This is a genomic window from Sphingomonas cynarae (genome assembly GCF_039537815.1).
Lineage (GTDB): Bacteria > Pseudomonadota > Alphaproteobacteria > Sphingomonadales > Sphingomonadaceae > Sphingomonas > Sphingomonas cynarae.
In genome coordinates this window covers 290111-308976 of record NZ_BAABBF010000002.1, presented here as the reverse complement: position 1 = coordinate 308976, position 18866 = coordinate 290111, and the positions used below count along the sequence as shown (strand labels likewise).

21 protein-coding genes are annotated in these 18866 nt (G+C 65.4%); 12 read left to right on the top strand and 9 right to left on the bottom strand.

All coding sequences use genetic code 11. From position 1 onward, the window contains the following. Positions 1-41: 41 nt before the first annotated feature. Positions 42-2282: a glycine--tRNA ligase subunit beta gene (gene glyS / locus ABD719_RS04725; RefSeq protein ID WP_344692575.1), complete on the bottom strand. Its 2241-nt coding sequence runs from the start codon at positions 2280-2282 to the stop codon at positions 42-44. 8 nt (positions 2283-2290) lie between these two features. Then, positions 2291-3187, bottom strand: coding sequence for a glycine--tRNA ligase subunit alpha (locus ABD719_RS04720; protein ID WP_344692233.1), 897 nt, complete (start codon positions 3185-3187; stop codon positions 2291-2293). Positions 3188-3285: 98 nt separating this feature from the next. On the opposite strand from ABD719_RS04720, the gene ABD719_RS04715 reads away from it, so the two are divergent. From ABD719_RS04715 to ABD719_RS04700, 4 genes are all read left to right on the top strand, one after another. Further along, positions 3286-4167: a TraB/GumN family protein gene (locus tag ABD719_RS04715; RefSeq protein ID WP_344692232.1), complete on the top strand. Its 882-nt coding sequence runs from the start codon at positions 3286-3288 to the stop codon at positions 4165-4167. A gap of 120 nt (positions 4168-4287) precedes the next feature. Further along, positions 4288-4977: a 50S ribosomal protein L25/general stress protein Ctc gene (locus tag ABD719_RS04710; RefSeq protein ID WP_344692231.1), complete on the top strand. Its 690-nt coding sequence runs from the start codon at positions 4288-4290 to the stop codon at positions 4975-4977. 87 nt (positions 4978-5064) lie between these two features. Then, a complete protein-coding gene (gene pth, locus ABD719_RS04705; protein WP_344692230.1) occupies positions 5065-5637 on the top strand; it encodes an aminoacyl-tRNA hydrolase in 573 nt (190 codons plus the stop codon). Between the two features lie 151 nt (positions 5638-5788). Next, the gene (locus tag ABD719_RS04700; RefSeq protein WP_344692229.1) at positions 5789-5980 is read left to right on the top strand and encodes a hypothetical protein; all 192 of its coding nucleotides are present in this window, start codon (positions 5789-5791) and stop codon (positions 5978-5980) included. A 295-nt stretch (positions 5981-6275) separates the two neighbouring features. Here ABD719_RS04700 and ABD719_RS04695 read toward each other — a convergent pair whose 3' ends face one another. Both ABD719_RS04695 and ABD719_RS04690 read right to left on the bottom strand, forming a co-directional pair. Beyond that, complete coding sequence (locus ABD719_RS04695) at positions 6276-6578, bottom strand: polyhydroxyalkanoic acid system family protein (protein WP_344692228.1); 303 nt, start codon at positions 6576-6578, stop codon at positions 6276-6278. 2 nt (positions 6579-6580) lie between these two features. Next, the gene (locus tag ABD719_RS04690) at positions 6581-7003 is read right to left on the bottom strand and encodes a VOC family protein (RefSeq protein ID WP_344692227.1); all 423 of its coding nucleotides are present in this window, start codon (positions 7001-7003) and stop codon (positions 6581-6583) included. Between the two features lie 98 nt (positions 7004-7101). Here ABD719_RS04690 and lnt point away from each other — a divergent pair, with 98 nt between their 5' ends. The 6 genes from lnt to ABD719_RS04660 all read left to right on the top strand — a co-directional run bounded on the left by lnt (position 7102) and on the right by ABD719_RS04660 (position 13011). After that, positions 7102-8625, top strand: coding sequence for an apolipoprotein N-acyltransferase (gene lnt, locus ABD719_RS04685; protein ID WP_344692226.1), 1524 nt, complete (start codon positions 7102-7104; stop codon positions 8623-8625). 40 nt (positions 8626-8665) lie between these two features. Further along, the gene (gene metK / locus ABD719_RS04680) at positions 8666-9886 is read left to right on the top strand and encodes a methionine adenosyltransferase (RefSeq protein WP_344692225.1); all 1221 of its coding nucleotides are present in this window, start codon (positions 8666-8668) and stop codon (positions 9884-9886) included. A gap of 167 nt (positions 9887-10053) precedes the next feature. Further along, positions 10054-10446 (top strand): hypothetical protein, encoded by a 393-nt coding sequence (locus ABD719_RS04675; protein WP_344692223.1) that lies wholly within the window; start codon positions 10054-10056, stop codon positions 10444-10446. 47 nt (positions 10447-10493) lie between these two features. Beyond that, on the top strand, positions 10494-11096 hold the full coding sequence (locus ABD719_RS04670) for a TIGR02466 family protein (RefSeq protein WP_344692222.1): 603 nt from the start codon (positions 10494-10496) through the stop codon (positions 11094-11096). Between the two features lie 90 nt (positions 11097-11186). Further along, positions 11187-12287: a redox-regulated ATPase YchF gene (gene ychF, locus ABD719_RS04665; protein ID WP_344692221.1), complete on the top strand. Its 1101-nt coding sequence runs from the start codon at positions 11187-11189 to the stop codon at positions 12285-12287. A gap of 28 nt (positions 12288-12315) precedes the next feature. Next, entirely contained in the window at positions 12316-13011 is a 696-nt protein-coding gene (locus ABD719_RS04660; protein WP_344692220.1) for an HAD family hydrolase, read from the top strand. Positions 13012-13023: 12 nt separating this feature from the next. On the opposite strand, the gene ABD719_RS04655 is transcribed toward ABD719_RS04660, so the two are convergent. Next, positions 13024-14016, bottom strand: coding sequence for an acyltransferase family protein (locus tag ABD719_RS04655; protein ID WP_344692219.1), 993 nt, complete (start codon positions 14014-14016; stop codon positions 13024-13026). 187 nt (positions 14017-14203) lie between these two features. Here ABD719_RS04655 and ABD719_RS04650 point away from each other — a divergent pair, with 187 nt between their 5' ends. Then, complete coding sequence (locus ABD719_RS04650; RefSeq protein ID WP_344692218.1) at positions 14204-14653, top strand: MaoC family dehydratase; 450 nt, start codon at positions 14204-14206, stop codon at positions 14651-14653. 21 nt (positions 14654-14674) lie between these two features. Here the strand turns inward: ABD719_RS04650 and ABD719_RS04645 are convergent, their stop codons facing one another. The 4 genes from ABD719_RS04645 to petA all read right to left on the bottom strand — a co-directional run bounded on the left by ABD719_RS04645 (position 14675) and on the right by petA (position 18228). Then, positions 14675-15289, bottom strand: a complete 615-nt coding sequence (locus ABD719_RS04645; protein ID WP_344692217.1) for a peptidase — start codon at positions 15287-15289, stop codon at positions 14675-14677. Between the two features lie 188 nt (positions 15290-15477). Beyond that, on the bottom strand, positions 15478-16326 hold the full coding sequence (locus ABD719_RS04640; RefSeq protein ID WP_344692216.1) for a cytochrome c1: 849 nt from the start codon (positions 16324-16326) through the stop codon (positions 15478-15480). Positions 16327-16345: 19 nt separating this feature from the next. Continuing rightward, positions 16346-17632, bottom strand: coding sequence for a cytochrome b (locus tag ABD719_RS04635; RefSeq protein ID WP_192125420.1), 1287 nt, complete (start codon positions 17630-17632; stop codon positions 16346-16348). An 11-nt stretch (positions 17633-17643) separates the two neighbouring features. Then, positions 17644-18228: a ubiquinol-cytochrome c reductase iron-sulfur subunit gene (petA, locus tag ABD719_RS04630; protein WP_192125419.1), complete on the bottom strand. Its 585-nt coding sequence runs from the start codon at positions 18226-18228 to the stop codon at positions 17644-17646. Positions 18229-18393: 165 nt separating this feature from the next. On the opposite strand from petA, the gene ABD719_RS04625 reads away from it, so the two are divergent. Next, positions 18394-18852 (top strand): tRNA (cytidine(34)-2'-O)-methyltransferase, encoded by a 459-nt coding sequence (locus ABD719_RS04625; RefSeq protein ID WP_344692215.1) that lies wholly within the window; start codon positions 18394-18396, stop codon positions 18850-18852. The last annotated feature ends 14 nt before the right edge of the window (positions 18853-18866 follow it).

Below are 18866 nucleotides of genomic sequence, written 5' to 3'. Positions count from 1 at the left end.
GGAAGATCATGGCGCCCTGTTAAACAAGTTAAACGCCCTAGTCAGCCCTCGATTTTGGAAAAGTCGGCGACTGCGTGGACCGCCGCCCGGACCCGCATCAGCAGCACGAGACGAGCGGTGCGTTTGGCGGGATCGGTGTCGTTGACGGTCACCGTATCGAAGAATGCGTCGATCGGCGCGCGCAGGCTGGCGAGCGCGGCCATCGCTGCCTCGAAATCCTCGCGCGCCACCGCCGCCGCTGCCGCCGGCTCCGCCTTATCGAGCGCAGCGATCAGCGCCGCCTCGGCCGGTTCGGGCGCATAGGCCGCCCCCTCGCCCGTCGGCAGCGATGCCGCTTCCTTCTTCAGAATGTTGGCGGCCCGCTTGTACCCGGCCAGCAGATTGGTGCCGTCCGCCGTCGTGACGAAGGATTGCAGCGCCCCGACGCGGGCGAGCAGGCTGACCAGATCGTCCTCGTCCCCCAGCGCGAACACCGCATCGATCAGGTCGTGGCGGACGCCCGCCTCGCGTTGCTGGACCTTCAACCGGTCGGCGAAGAACGCCAGCAGCGCCGGCGTCGCCCGACCCGATGATTCGAGGAACGCGGAGACGACCGGATTGTCGGCATGGACGCCGACACGCTCGTCATGCAGCAGGCTCTGGATCAGGTCGCGCGTGCTGGCGAGGTTACGCGCCGACTTGTCGAACACCGTGGCGAGATCGCCGCCGATCCGCATCGCGATGGTGTAGCCGAACGACTGCGCGACCTCACCCACTGCGAAGTCGAACGCCTCGCGCAGACGGAGGCGCAGCCCCGACCGCTGGATCGTCAGCAGGATGCCGAGCGCGGCGCGGCGCAGCGCGAACGGGTCCTTCGATCCGGTCGGCAGCTCACCGATCGCGAAAAAGGCCGCGACGGTATCCAGCTTGTCCGCCAGCGACACCGCTACCGTTACCGGATCGACCGGCACGTCGTCGCCCTGCCCGACCGGTTTGTAATGATCGCGAATGGCGGCGGCGACCGCCGGGTCTTCGCCCTGCGCGGCGGCGTAATAGCCGCCCATCAGGCCCTGTAGTTCGGGGAATTCGCCGACCATGCCGGTGACGAGGTCCGCCTTGGCAAGTCGCGCCGCCCGTTCGGCAAGATCGGCCAGCGCCGCAGTCCCGCCGGGACTCGCTCCCCCGACGATCCCCTCTTCCACCAGCCACCGCGCCAGCTTGGCGATACGGTCGACCTTGTCGGCGACGGTGCCGAGCTTGTCGTGGAAGACGATCTTTTCCAGCTTCGGCCGCAGATCGTCGAGCGGCACCTTCAGGTCGGTGTCGTAGAAGAAGCGCGCGTCGGACAGGCGGGCGGCCAGCACCTTGCGGTTGCCGTCGACGATGCGGACGCCGCCGTCGCTCGCGTCGATATTGGCAGTGCAGACGAAGGCGTCGGCCAGCGCGCCGGCCCCGTCGCGGCACACGAAATATTTCTGGTTCACCCGCGCGGTCAGCTGGATCACCTCGGGCGGGACCGATAGGAACGCCGTGTCGAACCGGCCCAGCAGCGGCACCGGCCATTCGGTCAGGCCGGCATTCTCGGTCAGCAACCCCTCGTCGCGGACCAGCGTCAGCCCGGCCTTCGATGCCGCCATCGTCGCGCCCAGCGCGATGATCGAGCGGCGTTCGTCCTGATCGACGACGACGTGGCAGGCACGCAGCTTCTCGACATAATCGGCGGCCGAACCGATCGTGATCGAGCCGGGATGGTGGAAACGGTGGCCATAGGTGGTCGCGCTGCTGGTGATGCCGGCGATCTCCACCGGTACGATCTCCTCGCCCCACAGTGCAACGATGCCGTGCAGCGGGCGGACCCAGCGCATCGATTCGGTCGAGGTGGAGGCGGCGCCCCAGCGCATCGACTTCGGCCACGGAAAGGCGCGGACGATCGCCGGGATCACCTCCGCCAGCACTGCCGTCGTGGCGCGACCGGGGCGCGCAGTGACCGCGAAGAACACGCCGTCACGCTCTGTCAGTTGTTCGCGGGTCAGTCCGGTCTTGCGAAGGAAACCTTCCAGCGCCTGCGGGGGAGCCGCAGTCTTCGGCCCCTTCACCTCCTCCGACACCGCTTCGGTCTGCGCAGGCAGGCCGCGCGCGATCAGCGCGAGGCGGCGGGGGGTAGCATAGGTGACGATCGCGTCGGCAACGAGGCCCGCCTTCGCCAGTTCGGCGGCGAACAGACGGGCGAGGTCGTCGCGCGCCTTGTCCTGCATCCGCGCGGGAATTTCTTCGGAACGAAGTTCGAGAAGGAAGTCGGTCATCGGATTTGTCACGCCGTCCACCCGTTCTTCGTCATCCATGCGCCGCACGCGCCCTTCGCCAGATCGCGGACGCGACCGATATACGCCTGCCGCTCCGCGACCGAGATCACGCCACGCGCCTGGAGAAGGTTGAAGGTGTGGCTGGCCTTGATCGCCTGTTCATAGGCCGGGATCGGCAGATCGCGGGACAGGCAGTTCTCGCATTCGGCCGCCGCCTTGCGAAACTGGTCGAACAGCGTGTCGGTATCGGCGACCTCGAAGTTCCACGTCGACATCTGCCGCTCGTTTTCAAGGAACACGTCGCCGTAGCTGACGCCCGCGTCGTTGAAGCGCAGATCATACACATTGTCGACGTTCTGGATGTACATCGCCAGCCGTTCGAGCCCGTAGGTCAGCTCACCCGCGACCGGCTTCATGTCGAACCCGCCCATCTGCTGGAAATAGGTGAACTGCGTCACCTCCATCCCGTCGCACCAGACCTCCCAGCCCAGCCCCCATGCGCCCAGCGTCGGCGATTCCCAGTCGTCCTCGACGAAGCGGATGTCATGCAGCCACGTGTCGATGCCGATCGCGGCGAGGCTGCCGAGATACAGGTCCTGCAGGTCCGGCGGGCTGGGTTTCAGGATGACCTGATACTGATAGTAATGCTGGAGCCGGTTGGGGTTCTCGCCATACCGGCCGTCGGTCGGGCGGCGGCAGGGCTGAACGAAGGCGGCGTTCCACGTCTCCGGTCCCAGCGCGCGCAGCGTCGTGGCGGGGTGAAACGTGCCCGCGCCCATCTCCATGTCGTACGGCTGAAGGATCAGGCAACCCCGGTCGCTCCAGTAATCGTGGAGCGTCAGGATCATCTTCTGGAACGACAGGGGCGAGGAAACAGGAGGTTGGGAAGCAGCGGGTTGGGTCATGGCGGGCCAAGCCTGTGACGGATGGGGGCCACTCTGGCAAGAAGGCGGCGGCCCGCCTACATCCCGCCCCGATGACCTCGCCCTTTCGCATCGCCCTCATGGCCCTCGCCCTCGCCCTGCCGCTGCCCGCCTGTGCGAAGGAGGCACCTGCCCCGGCCGCCGCGGCGAAGGATGCCGATCCCGCGCTCTGGGTGGTGAAGGATGTGGACACCACCATTTATCTGTTCGGCACCATCCACGTCCTGAAACCCGGCATGACGTGGTTCGACGATGCGGTGAAGACGGCGTTCGACCGGTCTGACGAGGTAAAGCTGGAACTGGTGATGCCCGACCCCGCCACGATGCAGGGGCTGGTCCAGTCGACGGGTGTCGCGCCGCCCGGCACACCGCCGCTGACCGAACGCCTGCCAGTGGCAAAGCGCGCCGCGTTCACCAAGGCGGTGGTCGATGCCGGCTTGCCCGCCGATGCGCTCGACAAGTACAAGCCGTGGCTGGCAGCGACACAGCTGTCGATCGCGCCGCTGTCGAAACTGGGCTATGATGCGACCAACGGTCCCGAACAGGTCATCACCGCCGCAGCGAAGGTGGCAGGCAAGCCGCTGACCGGGCTGGAGACGGCGGAGCAACAGCTGGGCTATTTCAGCGGCCTGTCGGATGCCGCGCAGATCAGCTTCCTGACCAGCACGATGGACGAATTGCCGACCGCGGCGAACACGATGAGGCAGATGGTGGACGACTGGGCGGCGGGCAGGCCCGACCGACTGGCCAAGGACATGAACGAAAGCCTGAAGGATTCACCGGAGGTTGCGACGGTCCTGCTGGTCGACCGCAACAAGCGCTGGGCATCGTGGATCAGGCAGCGGATGGCGAAGCCGGGTACGGTGTTCGTCGCGGTGGGCGCAGGCCATCTTGCCGGGAGCGATTCGGTACAGGCGCAACTGTCGAAAGCGGGGGTGAAGGCACGGCGCGTCGCCTATTGACCGCCCCCGCCACCTTGCCATTCGGTCGCCTTCCCGCTATGCGCGCCCGCTTCCGTCCATGGTCATCCCTGGAGGCGTGGACGGGATTCGCACAGGTTTTCATCGAAAAGGTATTTCTGCATGAGCGACACCATTACGCTCGCAGCCGAGACGCGCGACCGGGTTGGCAAGGGAGCCTCCCGGGCGCTGCGTCGTGACGGCCGCGTCCCCGCCGTGATCTATGGCCAGAACAAGGAACCGACCTCGGTTCATCTGGAAGAAAAGGCGCTGACGAAGGCGCTGATGACCGGCCACTTCATGAACTCGGTCGTGATGGTCGGCGGCCAGCGCACCCTGCCCAAGGACGTGGCGTTCCATCCGGTCACCGACCGACCGATCCATGTCGACTTCCTGCGCATCGGCGAGCACACCACCGTCACCGTCGCGGTGCCGATCGTGTTCACCGACGAGGATGACGCCCCCGGCATCAAGCGCGGCAACGGCGTGCTGAACATCACCCGCCACGAGATCGAGCTGATCGTCGACGCCGCCGACATCCCCAGCGAGATCACCATCTCGCTCAAGGGTCGCGAGATCGGCGACTCGATCCACATCAGCGACGTGACGCTGCCAAAGGGCGCGACGCCCGCGATCGACGACCGCGACTTCGCGATCGCCACGATCGTGCCGCCGACCGTACCGACCGCGGAAGACGAGCAGCTGGAGGCCGAGGTAGCCGAGGCACAGTCGGCCGAGGCGGAAGCCGCTGCCGCCGAGCCGAACGACGACGACAACGACGACGACAAGATCACTCCTCAAAAGAAGGACTGACGTCGGCTGCGTCGCCACGGCGACGTATCGATCGGGGCAGGGTGGGCGCAGGCTCCCCCTGCCCTTTTTCGTTGAAGGGATACCAAGATGCAGATCTGGGCAGGGCTGGGCAATCCCGGTGCGCAATACGCCATGCAGCGGCACAATATCGGCTTCATGGCGGTCGATTCGATCGCCGCGCTGCATGGTTTCGGCCCGGTGAAGAAGCAGTTCCAGGGCTGGACGCAGGAAGGGCGAATCGGCGCGGCGAAAATCCTGCTGTTGAAGCCTGCCACCTTCATGAACGACAGCGGCCGTTCGATCGGTGAGGCGCTGCGCTTCTACAAGCTGGATACAAACGCGCTGACCGTGTTCCACGACGAACTCGATCTGGCGGCGTTCAAGGTGAAGGTGAAGACCGGCGGCGGCGCGGCCGGGCATAACGGCCTGCGCTCCACCGACCAGCACCTGGGGCAGGACTATCGCCGTGTCCGGCTGGGCATCGGCCATCCGGGGCACAAGGACCGCGTGACGGGCCATGTGCTGGGCAATTTCGCCAAGGTGGAGATCGACCCGCTATCTGCCACCTTGGGTGCGGTTGCGGCGGAAGCCCGCTGGCTGGCGGAAGGCGACGCGGTGCGTTTCATGAACGATGTCGCCTTGCGATTGGCCGACCTGTAAATGATAGTTGTTCGCAAGTAAGAATAGTCGATTGAGACTTATTCGCAACCCGAGTGAGAGTTCATCGCAATAGTTGATTGTTGTTGTCGACGGAACCTTGCCCGGTTATTCGGGTTTCAGACAACAACAATTGCCGTAACGGAGAACTTCCATGGCCCTCACCACCGCCGGCGCCGCAGCATGTGCCAAGTGCCGCTTTTTCGACACCGAAGCATCGTCCGAGTCGCTTGGCCTGTGCCGCTACAACCCGCCGATCAGCCAGCCCAGCGGCGACACCGCCGGCGTCTGGCCGAAGGTCGAGGCCAGCGACTGGTGCGGCCATTTCGAGCCTGCCGCCGCGTAACCGCGACGCCGCATGGCCAAGACAACGCCGGTCGCGACGATGGTCGCGGCCGGCATTGTCATATGTGCGGGGGGGGCATCTAGGTAGCGAGCGCCACCCCCATGACGGTACGTCAGCGCGACCCAATTGCCGTAGACGCACGTCACCGAATTACCGTTCGCCCTGAGCGAAGTCGAAGGGCATTGCCGAATATAGTCGAGGCGTCACGCGCCACATATCATCGGCCACGCTCGAACCGGTGCTTCGACTTCGCTCAGCACGAACGGATTTTGGCAGGCAGAGGAAATAGTCCCCGTTACTTCAGAAGTTTGGGTGCCTCTTTCGCGATCGCGTCCCGCACCTTGCCGGCGAACAGGCCCAGGAACCCCGGCAGGTCGACGACCGCATGGACCTTTTCCTCGAAGATCGTGACGGTCGACCCGATCGTCTGCCCCAGCGCGGTGACGGTGAAGTGCAGTACATCCCCCTCCCAGCGATGCTGGACGGTGCCGCCGCCCGGAATCTTTTCGGTGATCCGGCCGATCCCACCGTCGAGGCGCTGGCGAACGCCGTCCTTGCCGAGGCGATGGGGAATATCGAGGGCAATGGGCTGGCCCATGGTCAATCCTTGGCGAAAATGGCGGCGTCGTCACCGAACGCCTTGAATTCCAGCGCGTTGCCGCTGGGGTCGGAAAAGAACATCGTCGCCTGCTCGCCCGGTTGCCCCTTGAAGCGGACATGGGGTTCGATCCCGAACGTCACGCCCGCGGCCCGCACCCGCGACGCCATCGCGTCCCAGTCCGCCATCGTCAGCACCACGCCGAAATGCGGGACCGGCACATGATGGCTATCGACTGGATTCGCCACCGCGACGGGCTTCGCCGCCGGATCGAGATGCGCGACGATCTGATGGCCGTGCAGATCGAAATCGATCCACTGATCGCTCGACCGACCCTCCGCACAGCCAAGCACCCCGCCGTAAAAGGCTCGCGCCGCGGCAAGATCGTGGACGGGAAAGGCGAGATGGAACGGGCGCAGGGTCATCGTGCAACGCTACCCATCCCGCGTGCCGGCGGAAAGAGCCAGTTTTGCGGCCATGCCGAGGATTGCGATGTGACGGCGGCCCACCCATAGGCAGCGCGATGGTCCGCTTCCCTGCCCTCGCCTGCATTCTGCTCGGCACCGTCGCCGCCTGCGGTTTCGCGCCGCTTGATCTGTGGCTGTTGACGATTGCCTGTCTGGCGATCTGGATGGCGCTGGTTCATGCCGCGCCGACGTTCCGTACCGCCCTGTCGCGCGGCTGGCTGTTCGGGCTGGGCCACTTCACCGTCAACAACAACTGGTTCCAGCACGCGTTCGACTTTCAGGACGCGATGCCGCCGGTGCTGGGTTATTTCGCCGCGGTCGCGTTGGCGCTGTATCTCGCGATGTTTCCGATGGCGGCGGCAGGGTTCGCCTGGCGGTTTCGCGGAGGGATGCCGGACATCGCCTATGTAATGTTCTTCGCCGCCGCCTGGATCGCGACCGAGTATCTGCGCGCGGTGTTGTTCACCGGCTATGCGTGGGACCCGCTGGGCGTCGTGTGGCTGCCGGTGATCGGGGTCGCGCGGCTGTCGGCATGGATCGGCACCTATGCGCTGTCCGGGCTGACGATCGTCGTCGCCGGGGCGCTGTTGCAACTGGCGCGGCGGCGATGGCTGTTGCCGACGATCGTCGTGCCCGCGACCGGCCTCGCCGCCCTGTCGGCGTTGTGGACCAATGCGCCCGATGCGTCGCCCGGCACACCGCTCATCCGCATCGTCCAGCCCAATATCGGCAACGAGGAACGCGAGGGCGCCGGCGAAAAGTCGCTGGCCGCACTCATCCGCCTGTCGGGGAAGCCGGGGCCGGTGCAGCGGTTGATCGTCTGGCCGGAAGGGCTGGTGCAGGACATGCTGGAAAGCGGCTATCCCGACTATGCCTATCTGGGCCGCCGCCCCTTCTGGCTGCGGACCCGCATCGCCGACGTGCTGGGGCCACGCGACAGGGTGATGACCAATGCGCCGCGACTCGCCTTCGACGCGGACGGCAATATTGTCGGCGCCGCCAATTCGGTGCTGGCGATCGGCCCCGATGCGCGCATCGTCGGACGGTACGACAAGGCGCATCTGGTGCCCTATGGCGAGTATCTGCCGATGCCATGGCTGTTGAAGCCGCTGGGTCTGGCGCGGCTGGTGCCCGGCAGCATCGATTTCTCGCCGGGGCCGGGGCCGCACGCGCTGACATGGCCGGGGTTCGGCGCGGTCGGTATCCAGATATGCTACGAGATCATCTTTTCGGGTGAGGTCGTCGACCCGGCCCTGCGCCCCCGCCTGATCTTCAACCCCTCCAACGATGCGTGGTTCGGCCGCTGGGGCCCGCCGCAGCATCTGGCGCAGGCGCGGATGCGTGCGATCGAGGAGGGTCTGCCCATCGTCCGCGCCACCCCCACCGGCATTTCCGCGATCATCGCCGCCGATGGCCGCCTGCTCGCCACCGTCCCGCACGAGACGGCAGGTGCGATCGAGGCACCGATCCCCCCCGCCCTGATCCCGACCCCGTTCGCCCGGATCGGCAACGCGCTGGCCGCCCTCGTCGTGCTGTTGCTGGTCACCGTCGGCGTTGCCATTCGGCGCCGGGAACGATAAAGCCAATATAAAGCTATCTTTATATCTTTATGAGGCCCTCATGCGCTCTTCATATATCTTTACGTCCGAATCGGTTTCGGAAGGTCATCCCGACAAGGTCGCGGACCAGATCAGCGACACGATCGTCGACCTGTTCCTGTCCAAGGATGCCGAGGCGCGGATCGCGTGCGAGACGCTGACGACGACCAACCTCGTCGTCCTCGCCGGTGAAATCCGCTGTAAGGGCGTTTACGAGAATGGCGAGTGGGCAGAGGGCGCGCTGGCCGAGATCGAAGCCGCCGTGCGCGCGACGGTCCGCCGCATCGGCTACGAGCAGTCCGGCTTCCACTGGGAAACCTTCACGTTCGAGAACAACCTTCACGGCCAGTCCGCCGAAATCGCGATGGGCGTCGACGAAGGCTCGAACAAGGACGAGGGTGCCGGCGACCAAGGCATCATGTTCGGTTATGCCACCGACGAGACGCCCGGCCTGATGCCGGCGACGCTCTATTACAGCCACAAGATCCTGGAGACGATGGCTGCCGATCGCCATTCCGGCAAGGCGCCGTTCCTGGAGCCCGACGCCAAGAGCCAGGTGACGCTGCAATACGAAAACGGCGTGCCGGTCGGCGCGGTCGCGCTGGTGGTGTCGACCCAGCACAAGGCGGGATATTGCCTGCAGGGGCAGAATGCCGATGCGGCGAAATACGACGAGCTGAAATCCTATGTCACCGGCGTGCTGACCAGCACCCTGCCCGCCGGCTTCATAACCGACGCAACCAAAATCTACATCAACCCGACCGGCGCGTTCGAGATCGGCGGGCCGGACGGCGACGCCGGGCTGACCGGGCGCAAGATCATCGTCGACACCTATGGCGGTGCCGCCCCCCATGGCGGCGGCGCATTCAGCGGCAAGGACCCGACCAAGGTCGACCGGTCCGCCGCCTATGTCGCACGCTATCTGGCGAAGAACGTCGTCGCCGCCGGCCTCGCCAAGCGTTGCACGATCCAGCTGTCCTATGCGATCGGCATCGCCGAGCCGCTGTCGGTCTATGTCGACACGCATGGCACCGGTACGGTCGATGAAGCGACGCTGGAGCGGGTGCTGCCTCAGCTCGTCCGCCTGACGCCCAAGGGCATCCGTCAGCATCTGAAGCTGAACGCGCCGATCTACGTCAAGTCGGCCGCCTATGGTCATTTCGGCCGCGATCCTGAGGGTGATCTGTTCACCTGGGAAAAGACTGATCTGGTCGATCAACTGAAGGCCGCCGTCGCCGGCTGATCCCGTCTGCGCCTGCTCCGGCAGGAAGTACTGTCCTATCGATGCGAACACCCGCCGAACCGGTCGTCCGGTACGGCGGGTGTTTGCTTGTGCATGCGGTTTCGATTGACCCTGACCCGCAAACAGCATAGTGAGAGGCATTCTCATTAGCGGGTAGAGCACGCCTGATGTATGACCTGATCGACCGTCCCGTCGCCGATCTGCCGCCGTTCGAGCGGTTCCTGCTCGATGCCACCCGCGCCTGGGTCCACGCGCTGACGCTGGCCGGATCACCCGAAACGATGACGGCGGGCGGATTCGCTGAGCATGGCGGTGCCGATGCCGCCGCTGCATTCGATACGGCCATGCGGGTGCTCGATCGCGAATCGACCGAGACACTGGTGTTCCAGCGGCCCTGCCATTCCACCGTCGAGGAAACCGAAGCGGTGGTGATCGCGCTGTGGCGTCTGGTCCGTGACGACCGGATCGCCCCGGCCCGCGGTGCCGCCGCCGCACTGGTCGGCGACGAAGCCGGTGCCCTGGTGTCGGCGATGGTCCGCGCGGCGGTCCGGCTGGGGTGATCCTCGACGGTTGACACCACCCCGTCATGCGCCGCACGCCGGGGTGCATGACGGTACGACAGCTTTTCCCTACGCTCCTCTACGAAGACCGGCTTGGCGACGATACGCTGATCGCCGATTTGGAGCATTCGATCCGCATGCTGGCCGCCGAGGACGGGGCCGGCCGCCGCTGGTGTCGCGAGCATGGGTATCGCGGCTACACTTCCTACGCATCGCTCAACGATCTGCCGATCCGCGACCCCGTGTTTGCTGACCTGAAACGCCTGCTCGACCGTCACGTCGCGCGTTTCGCAGATGCCTGTGCGTTCGATCTGGGTGGCAAGCGGCTGAAACTGGACAGCCTGTGGGTCAATTTCCTGAAACCCGGCGGGCATCACGGCGCGCACCTGCATCCGCACAGCGTCGTCTCCGGCACGCTGTACGTGACGATGCCCGATGGCGCGGGCGGGTTGAAGCTGGAAGACCCTCGCCTGCCGATGTTGATGGCCGCACCGCCCCGCCGTGCCGATGCGCCAGCGGGGATGGCGACGTTCCAGACCGTGCGGCCCGAACCGGGTACCGTGCTGTTGTGGGAAAGCTGGCTGCGCCACGAGGTCGTCACCAACGCCGCCAAGGGCGAACGCATCAGCGTCAGCTTCAACTATCGCTGACGCCGCGTCGGGACCCGTCGTCCCGACATTGAGCATCATGCGTCGCCGCGCTAGAGGGAGGTCAACTCCCCCTTACCATCAGGAACGACCATGGGTTTCCGCTGCGGCATCGTGGGCCTGCCCAATGTGGGCAAGTCCACCCTTTTCAACGCCCTGACCGAGACGGCGGCGGCGCAGGCCGCTAATTATCCGTTCTGCACGATCGAGCCGAACGTCGGCAACGTCGCGGTGCCCGACCCCCGGCTGGAACAACTCGCCGCGATCGCGGGCTCCGCGAAGATCATCGAAACCCAGCTCGCCTTCGTCGACATCGCCGGGCTGGTGCGCGGCGCGTCGAAGGGCGAAGGGCTGGGCAACCAGTTCCTCGGTAACATCCGCGAGGTGGACGCGATCGTCCACGTGCTGCGGTGTTTCGAGGATGGCGACATCACCCATGTCGAAGGCAAGGTCGATCCGATCGCCGATGCCGAGACGGTCGAGACCGAACTGATGCTGTCTGACCTCGAAAGCCTCGAAAAGCGGGTGCCGAACCTCGTCAAGAAGGGCCAGCAGGGCGACAAGGAGGCCAAGTCCGCCGCCGTCGTGCTGGGCCGCGCGCTTGACCTGCTGCGTGAGGGTAAGCCGGCACGATTGACCGTGCCCGCCGATGCCGATGAGGAAAAGGCGTTCGCGCAGGCGCAACTGCTCACCGCCAAGCCCGTGCTCTACGTCTGCAACGTCGACGAGGCGAATGCGGCGGACGGCAACGCGTTTTCCGCACGCGTCTTCGCCAAGGCGAAGGCCGAAGGAGCAGAGGCGGTCGTCGTCTCCGCCGCGATCGAGGCGGAGATCGCGACCATGCCGCCGGAGGAACGGGGCGAGTTCCTAGGCGAGTTGGGCCTGACCGAAACCGGCCTCGCCCGGGTGATCCGCGCCGGCTACAAGCTGCTCCACCTGCTCACCTTCTTCACGGTCGGGCCGAAGGAGGCCCGCGCATGGACCGTCGATGTCGGCGCGAAGGCCCCGCAGGCGGCCGGCGCGATCCACACCGATTTCGAACGCGGCTTCATCCGCGCCGAGACGACCGCGTTCGACGACTATATCGCCTGCAAGGGCGAAACCGGTGCGCGCGATGCGGGCAAGCTGCGGCAGGAAGGCAAGGAATATGTCGTGCAGGACGGCGACGTGATGCTGTTCCGCTTCAACGTCTGACCGGCCGGAAGCGGGAGGCGCGCGGCGCATGACGATCCGGCTGATCTGCCTCGATGCGGACGATACGCTGTGGCACAACATGCGCTTCTTCGACGGGACGCAGAGCGCACTGGCGGCGATGCTGGCGCCGTTCGCCGACGAACCCGCCGCACGGGCGGCGCTAGCGGCGTGCGAAATCCGTAACCTCCCGCATTATGGCTACGGCGCCAAGGGTTTCACCCTGTCGATGATCGAAACGGCGATCGAACTGGGCGGTGACCGGCTGCCGGTGGCGGTGATCGCCGACATCCTCGCAGCGGGTCGCCGGCTGATGGCGCATCCGGTCGAATTGCTGGACGGGATCGCCGATACGCTGGATGCGCTTGGCCGCCGTGCCGCGCTCGTGCTGGTGACCAAGGGCGACCTGCTCCATCAGGAGGCCAAGCTTGCCGCCTCTGGCTTGGGCGACCGGTTTGCCGGCGTCGAGATCGTCAGCGACAAGACACCCGATGTCTTCCGCCGCCTGTTCGACCGGCACGGCGTTGCGCCCCATGAGGCGGTAATGGCGGGCGATTCGATGCGGTCGGATATATTACCGACGCTGGCGGCCGGCGGCTGGGCCGCGCATATCCCCCAGCCGCTGGCATGGAGCCACGAACAGGCGGATACCCCGGCGGACCATCCCCGCTTCCGCCGCCTGACACGGCTGGCAGACCTGCCCGACTGGATCGACGTGATCGCCTGATCGGCTTGGCGATCAGATCACGAATCGTTGCAGGGGGCGGATCATCGTCATCGCGCGGGCAATCAGTGACGAGATGGCCAACACGATCGCCACTAGCAGCAACAGGCTGACCGGCCCGGTCGGCACGATCCAACCGCCGATCGAATAGATCACGAGCAGATGCACCGCATAGACGCCGAGCGTACACCGGCTCTGCTCAACCAGCCATTGCGGCCACAGCGACGCCGGTATCGACCGAATCGCGAGGAAGACGGCAGCGCCGGTTGCGAACATGGTGAGGGGAAAGGCGCGCACGATCATGACGTGTCCGGCCGACAAATGGCTGAACACAGCATTCTCGACGGCCTGCATGACGATCAGGACCGCGACGATTGCCCATATCATCCGACGGTCTACCCGGTCGGGGAAGAAGGCACGCATCGCGGCGCCCATCCAGACGAACATCGGTGCCATCAGGATACCCGCTCGCTGTGCCGTACCCGGCATACCGAGCATGTCGTGGAACGCGCCCCGCGACAGACCGATCGCCGCCAGGATGGCACAGACCAGCAGGGCACCCCATAATCCCGCCACCCTGCTGGTCACGGCGACCAGGATCAGCGCGACCAGCAGGGCAGGCAGAAACCACAGGTGGTAGGCCGGACCACCATTGAACAGGATCTGCGGCCCCCAATCCCAGGCGAACCGCATCGTCACTTCGTAATGGACGATGTAGATGCCCAGCCAGAACAGGTGAAGCGGCACCAGACGGATGATCGGTTGAGTCACGCACCGGCGATAGCTGCGCGTCCGCCACGACAGGAAGTAGCCCGCCACGATCAGATAAACGGGTACAGCGATATGCGAGAGGTTCAGCACGGCGATAGACCACCAGCCGAATCGATCAGCTGGTACCAGCGCCATCAGGTGCAGTGCGATCACCCCGACAAGCAGCAGGTAGCGGCCAACATCAAGCGACGCGTCCCGGCTCGCGGACGTGCCTGTCGGGCTGTTTCCCCTTGCCATGATCCGTTCCCCCGACGATTTTGCCCCCGCTGAACGCGCTCGTCGGGTGCAGCGTACCGCAATGGGAACGTACCATCCATCAGCAACCAAGGTGTCCGTGTCCGGCTACGGCACAAGCGCCCGCGGACCTCCGGGCTGGACAAACGGCGACATCGGCCGACAACATTGCAGCCCAGGAGAAGATAGAATGCGCTATTTCGAGGATGTGGAGGTCGGCAGCACGGCGGGCTTCGGGGATTATGCCGTCACCCGCGACGAGGTGATCGACTTTGCCCGCCGCTACGATCCGCAACCTTTTCACCTGTCCGACGAGGCGGCGGCGGCGACACATTTCGGGCGGTTGTCCGCCTCCGGCTGGCACACCTGCGCGATGACGATGGCGATGATCGTCGAACAACTCGAACGGCACGGCGAGGCGGGGCTGGGATCGCCGGGGATCGACGAACTGCGCTGGCTGAAGCCCGTCTACCCGGGCGACCGGTTGCGTTGCGAAAGCGAAGTGCTGGAGAAGCGACGTTCGGCCAGTCGACCGGCCATGGGCATCTATCGCAGCCGGATGACGGTCTACAATCAGGACGATGTGGCGGTGATGGGTTTCATATCGAACAGCATGATCGCGACGCGAACGGCGGGCTGACCGTTCGCGCCGATCGGGCGATCAGGGGATGTTGGGGGCCGGGCGAACACCGCCACGTGGCCCCTGCCCGCCACCGCGGAACGGACGATCGCCGCCACGGCCTCCCTGCCGCACCGCGCGATTTTCCTGACGGGTTTCGCGCCACGCACGGCGCACGTCCCCACGATACTCGCGTTGCGCCTGCTGCCTACCGGCACGGGCCTGATTCCGGTCGATCACGCCATTGCGGCGGGCTTGCCGAACTTCGCGAACATCGCCGCGATAATCACGCCGTTCCTGCCGTACGTCACGTCGGAAGTCGGCCCAGTTGTTCCGGACCTGACCGTTGCGATAACCACCGCGGCGCCCCTCCCAATAGCGGCGCTGCCCGTCGTTCCAGACTTGGCGACGACGCTGGCGATCATACACATAGACGCCCGTACCCGGATAATAATAGTCGCCGTACCAGCCATAATAGGGTGACGCATAACCGCCGGCCAACCCTGCATAGCCGTAATCCGGACCATAGGGATCGTAATAGCCCGTCGATCCGTAACCGACATTGACGCCCGAATAGCCATAGCCATCGGTACATCCACCCAGTCCCGCACCGATACCGACCAGCAGGCCCAGCAATCCGAACGTCCGTGCGAACATCACATCTCTCCCATACGACGGGTAACAGCAGGATAAGCGCTGTCGACAGGGACCAACGTGGCTATACCGGCCTTCGTTCCCCTGACGTTCTCTGACGGTACATGGCTGAACCAGGGTTGAAGCGGGACGAAAAAAGGGCGGCTGGAGTTTCCCCCGCCGCCCTTGAACGTCGCTGCGTGACGTGGCTGTCAGTGCTTGATGTCGCGCCAGACGTTTTGATACGCGCCCCAGGCGAGGAAGCAGAAGATCAGCAGGAACACGACCGAGGCAAAGCCGGCGGCGTGGCGCGATTCCAGCTTGGGCTCGGCGGTCCAGGTCAGGAATGCCGCAACGTCACGCGACATCTGTTCATGCGTCGCGCGGGTGCCGTCGGTATACGTCACCTGCCCGTCCGCGGTCAGCGGCGGCGGCATCGCGATGTTCAGGTTCGCGAAATACGGATTGTAGTGCAGCCCCGGCGGCGTCTTCGATCCGGGGAACTCCTTCACCAACTCGGCCGGCTGGTTGCGATAGGCACCCGGCCCGATCAGCGAATAGAGATAGTTAGGCCCGTCATGCCGCGCCTTGGTGATAAGCGACAGGTCGGGCGGCAGCGCATTGTTGTTGGCAGCCCGGGCCGCGACCTCGTTGGCGAAGGGCGACGGGAAGTGATCGCTGGGCACATTCTTGCGCGTCGTCGCCTCACCCGTATCGGGGTTCACCGACGGCGTTTCGATCACCCACTGGTTGGCGATCGCCTTCACCTCGGGCTCGGAATAGCCGATCTCTTCCAGATCGCGGAAGGCGACATATTTCAGGCTGTGGCAGGCGGCGCACACTTCCTTGTAGACCTGAAAGCCACGCTGAAGCTGACGGCGGTCGAACTTGCCGAAGAAGCCGGCCGACGAAAGCTCCGCATCCTTCGGATGCAGGTGGAACTCATGCTCCGCGCTTTCGGGCGCGGGATCGGTGATCGCGGTGGACACCGTCCCCCAGAGCGCCAGCGCCAGCACGAACGTGAAGGCCGCGCCGACCAGCATTGCGATGAAACGAACCATGTTGCGTATCCGTCCCTTGTCAGTTCGCCAGCGCGGTCTGGGCGGGGCTGGTGCCCCCGTGCTTGGTCAGCACCGCCTCGGTGATCGACCCCGGCAGCGCGCGCGGCCGTTCCGACCGCGATACCAGCGGCAGGATCACGAGGAAGTGGAGGAAGTAATAGGCCGATGCGATCTGTCCCAGCACGACGTTGCGTGCATTCGCCTCCGCTCCGCCGACATAGCCGAGCAGCAGCACGTCGAAGAGCAGGACGATCAGGAACGCCCGGTATTTCGGCCGGAAGTTGGACGAGCGCACCGGCGAACTGTCGAGCCACGGCAGGAAGAACAGCAGCAGGATCGACCCGAACATCGCCAGCACGCCCCACAGCTTGGCCGGGATGATGAAGTCCGCGGTGAAGCTCTTCAGAATCGCGTAGAAGGGCAGGAAGTACCATTCGGGGACGATGTGCGCCGGCGTCGAGAGCGGGTTCGCCTCGATGTAATTGTCCGGATGGCCGAGCAGGTTCGGGCTGAAGAAGATCAGCGCCGCGAAGATCAGCAGGAATACGCCCAGCCCCACCGCATCCTTGGCGGTGTAATAGGGATGGAACGGCACCGTGTCCTGTTCGCCCTTCACGTCGACACCGGTCGGGTTGTTCGAGCCGGGGATGTGCAGCGCCCAGATGTGCAGGATGATGACGCCCGCAGTCACGAACGGCAGCAGATAATGCAGCGAGAAGAAGCGGTTGAGCGCGGCGTTGTCCGGCGCGAAGCCGCCCAGCAGCCAGACCCGGATCGTCTCGCCCACCAAAGGTATCGCCGAGAAGAAGCCGGTGATGACCTGCGCCCCCCAGAAGCTCATCTGCCCCCAGGGGAGGACATAGCCCATGAACGCGGTCGCCATCATCAGCAGGAAGATGACCACGCCGAGCAGCCACACCATCTCCCGCGGCGCCTTGTACGACCCGTAATACAGGCCGCGCCCGATATGGATATAGACGACCAGCAGAAACATCGACGCGCCGTTGGCGTGCGCATAGCGCAGGAACCAGCCGGCGTTCACGTCACGCATGATGCTTTCGACCGAGCCGAAGGCGACGCCGGCATTGGCGGCATAATGCATTGCCAGCACGATGCCGGTGATGATCTGGATGCCCAGCGCTGCGCCCGCAAGCACGCCGAAGTTCCAGAAATAGTTGAGGTTGCGTGGCACCGGATAACCGGCGCCGACCGCGTTGTAGACAAGGCGCGGGACGGGAAGCTTCTCGTCCAGCCACCGCATCAGCGGCTGCTTCGGCTCATAATGCTTGGCCCAGGGAAAGCTCATGTGCGGCTACCTCAACCCACCGTCACGACGGTGTCGGAATTGAACGTGTATTCGGGAACGTGCAGGTTGGTCGGCGCCGGTCCCTGCCGGATGCGCCCGGCGGTGTCGTAGGCCGAGCCATGGCACGGGCAAAAATAGCCGCCGAACGGCCCCTTGTTCTCGCCCTCGCCCGCGCCCAGCGGCACGCAGCCGAGATGGGTGCAGACGCCCAGCGTGATGAGCCAGTTCTTCTTGCCCGCCTTGGTCCGTTCCTCCAGCGACTGGGGATCGCGCAGTTCGTTCAGCGACACCGCATCCGCCGCCGCGATCTCCGCGGGCGTCAGGTTGCGCACGAACAGCGGTTGCTTGCGGAACGAGGACTTGATCGCCTGACCGGGCGCGATCTTCGAGATGTCGATCTCGGTCGATGCCTGCGCCAGCACGTCGGCCGACGGGTTCATCTGGTTGACCAGCGGCAGCACGATCGCGATCGCGCCGACTCCGGCGAACGATACCGCGGCGATGTTGATGAAGTCGCGACGGCGCGGATCGTGGACCTCTTCGTGAAGAAGCGCCGGGTCTTCGCCCGGGGGAAGCTGGTCTTCGACAATCGCCATGCAGTGTAACCCTCACCTGTATCGCGGATCGGCGCCATGAAACGGCGCCCGCCCGCCAGCCTTCTGTTCCGTCCCCACGGCTGGCCGTCACCTGTGTTAGCCGCCGCGCCGCCGCTTTGCCAACAGCATTTTGCCGCGCCGCCAAAGCCGCTAGGGACAGGCCCCATGAGGATCGCCCTTTATCAACCCGATATCGCCGGCAATGTCGGCGCGGTTCTGCGCACCGCCGCCTGTCTGGGAGCCGGTGTCGACCTGATCGAGCCGATGGGATTCCAGTGGGACGACCGGCGCGTTGCGCGGGCGGGCATGGATTACATCGATCACGTCGCCCTGACCCGCCATGTCGACTGGCCGGCCTTTGCCGCGCAGGCGACCGGGCGACTGGTGCTGCTGACGACGCGCGGCGCGACGCCGCTCCACGATTTCGCCTTTGCACCCGACGATGTCCTGCTGTTCGGGCGAGAGAGCGCGGGCGTACCCGATGAGGTCCATACCCGCGCCGATGCCCGCGTGGTGATCCCGATGGCGCCGCCGCTACGCTCGCTCAACCTGTCGGTTTCCGCCGCAATCGTGCTGGCGGAGGCGCTGCGCCAGACCGGCGGCTGGCCGGGATCGCGGCCATGATCGCGGCTATCGGG

Excerpts from the sequence above, each read along its gene's own strand:
- glyS (WP_344692575.1), bottom strand. The coding sequence starts at position 2,282 with ATGACCGACTTCCTTCTCGAACTTCGTTCCGAAGAAATTCCCGCGCGG.
- ABD719_RS04720 (WP_344692233.1), bottom strand. The coding sequence starts at position 3,187 with ATGACCCAACCCGCTGCTTCCCAACCTCCTGTTTCCTCGCCCCTGTCG.
- ABD719_RS04715 (WP_344692232.1), top strand. The coding sequence starts at position 3,286 with ATGGCCCTCGCCCTCGCCCTGCCGCTGCCCGCCTGTGCGAAGGAGGCA.
- ABD719_RS04710 (WP_344692231.1), top strand. The coding sequence starts at position 4,288 with ATGAGCGACACCATTACGCTCGCAGCCGAGACGCGCGACCGGGTTGGC.
- pth (WP_344692230.1), top strand. The coding sequence starts at position 5,065 with ATGCAGATCTGGGCAGGGCTGGGCAATCCCGGTGCGCAATACGCCATG.
- ABD719_RS04700 (WP_344692229.1), top strand. The coding sequence starts at position 5,789 with ATGGCCCTCACCACCGCCGGCGCCGCAGCATGTGCCAAGTGCCGCTTT.
- ABD719_RS04695 (WP_344692228.1), bottom strand. The coding sequence starts at position 6,578 with ATGGGCCAGCCCATTGCCCTCGATATTCCCCATCGCCTCGGCAAGGAC.
- ABD719_RS04690 (WP_344692227.1), bottom strand. The coding sequence starts at position 7,003 with ATGACCCTGCGCCCGTTCCATCTCGCCTTTCCCGTCCACGATCTTGCC.
- lnt (WP_344692226.1), top strand. The coding sequence starts at position 7,102 with ATGGTCCGCTTCCCTGCCCTCGCCTGCATTCTGCTCGGCACCGTCGCC.
- metK (WP_344692225.1), top strand. The coding sequence starts at position 8,666 with ATGCGCTCTTCATATATCTTTACGTCCGAATCGGTTTCGGAAGGTCAT.
- ABD719_RS04675 (WP_344692223.1), top strand. The coding sequence starts at position 10,054 with ATGTATGACCTGATCGACCGTCCCGTCGCCGATCTGCCGCCGTTCGAG.
- ABD719_RS04670 (WP_344692222.1), top strand. The coding sequence starts at position 10,494 with ATGACGGTACGACAGCTTTTCCCTACGCTCCTCTACGAAGACCGGCTT.
- ychF (WP_344692221.1), top strand. The coding sequence starts at position 11,187 with ATGGGTTTCCGCTGCGGCATCGTGGGCCTGCCCAATGTGGGCAAGTCC.
- ABD719_RS04660 (WP_344692220.1), top strand. The coding sequence starts at position 12,316 with ATGACGATCCGGCTGATCTGCCTCGATGCGGACGATACGCTGTGGCAC.
- ABD719_RS04655 (WP_344692219.1), bottom strand. The coding sequence starts at position 14,016 with ATGGCAAGGGGAAACAGCCCGACAGGCACGTCCGCGAGCCGGGACGCG.
- ABD719_RS04650 (WP_344692218.1), top strand. The coding sequence starts at position 14,204 with ATGCGCTATTTCGAGGATGTGGAGGTCGGCAGCACGGCGGGCTTCGGG.
- ABD719_RS04645 (WP_344692217.1), bottom strand. The coding sequence starts at position 15,289 with ATGTTCGCACGGACGTTCGGATTGCTGGGCCTGCTGGTCGGTATCGGT.
- ABD719_RS04640 (WP_344692216.1), bottom strand. The coding sequence starts at position 16,326 with ATGGTTCGTTTCATCGCAATGCTGGTCGGCGCGGCCTTCACGTTCGTG.
- ABD719_RS04635 (WP_192125420.1), bottom strand. The coding sequence starts at position 17,632 with ATGAGCTTTCCCTGGGCCAAGCATTATGAGCCGAAGCAGCCGCTGATG.
- petA (WP_192125419.1), bottom strand. The coding sequence starts at position 18,228 with ATGGCGATTGTCGAAGACCAGCTTCCCCCGGGCGAAGACCCGGCGCTT.
- ABD719_RS04625 (WP_344692215.1), top strand. The coding sequence starts at position 18,394 with ATGAGGATCGCCCTTTATCAACCCGATATCGCCGGCAATGTCGGCGCG.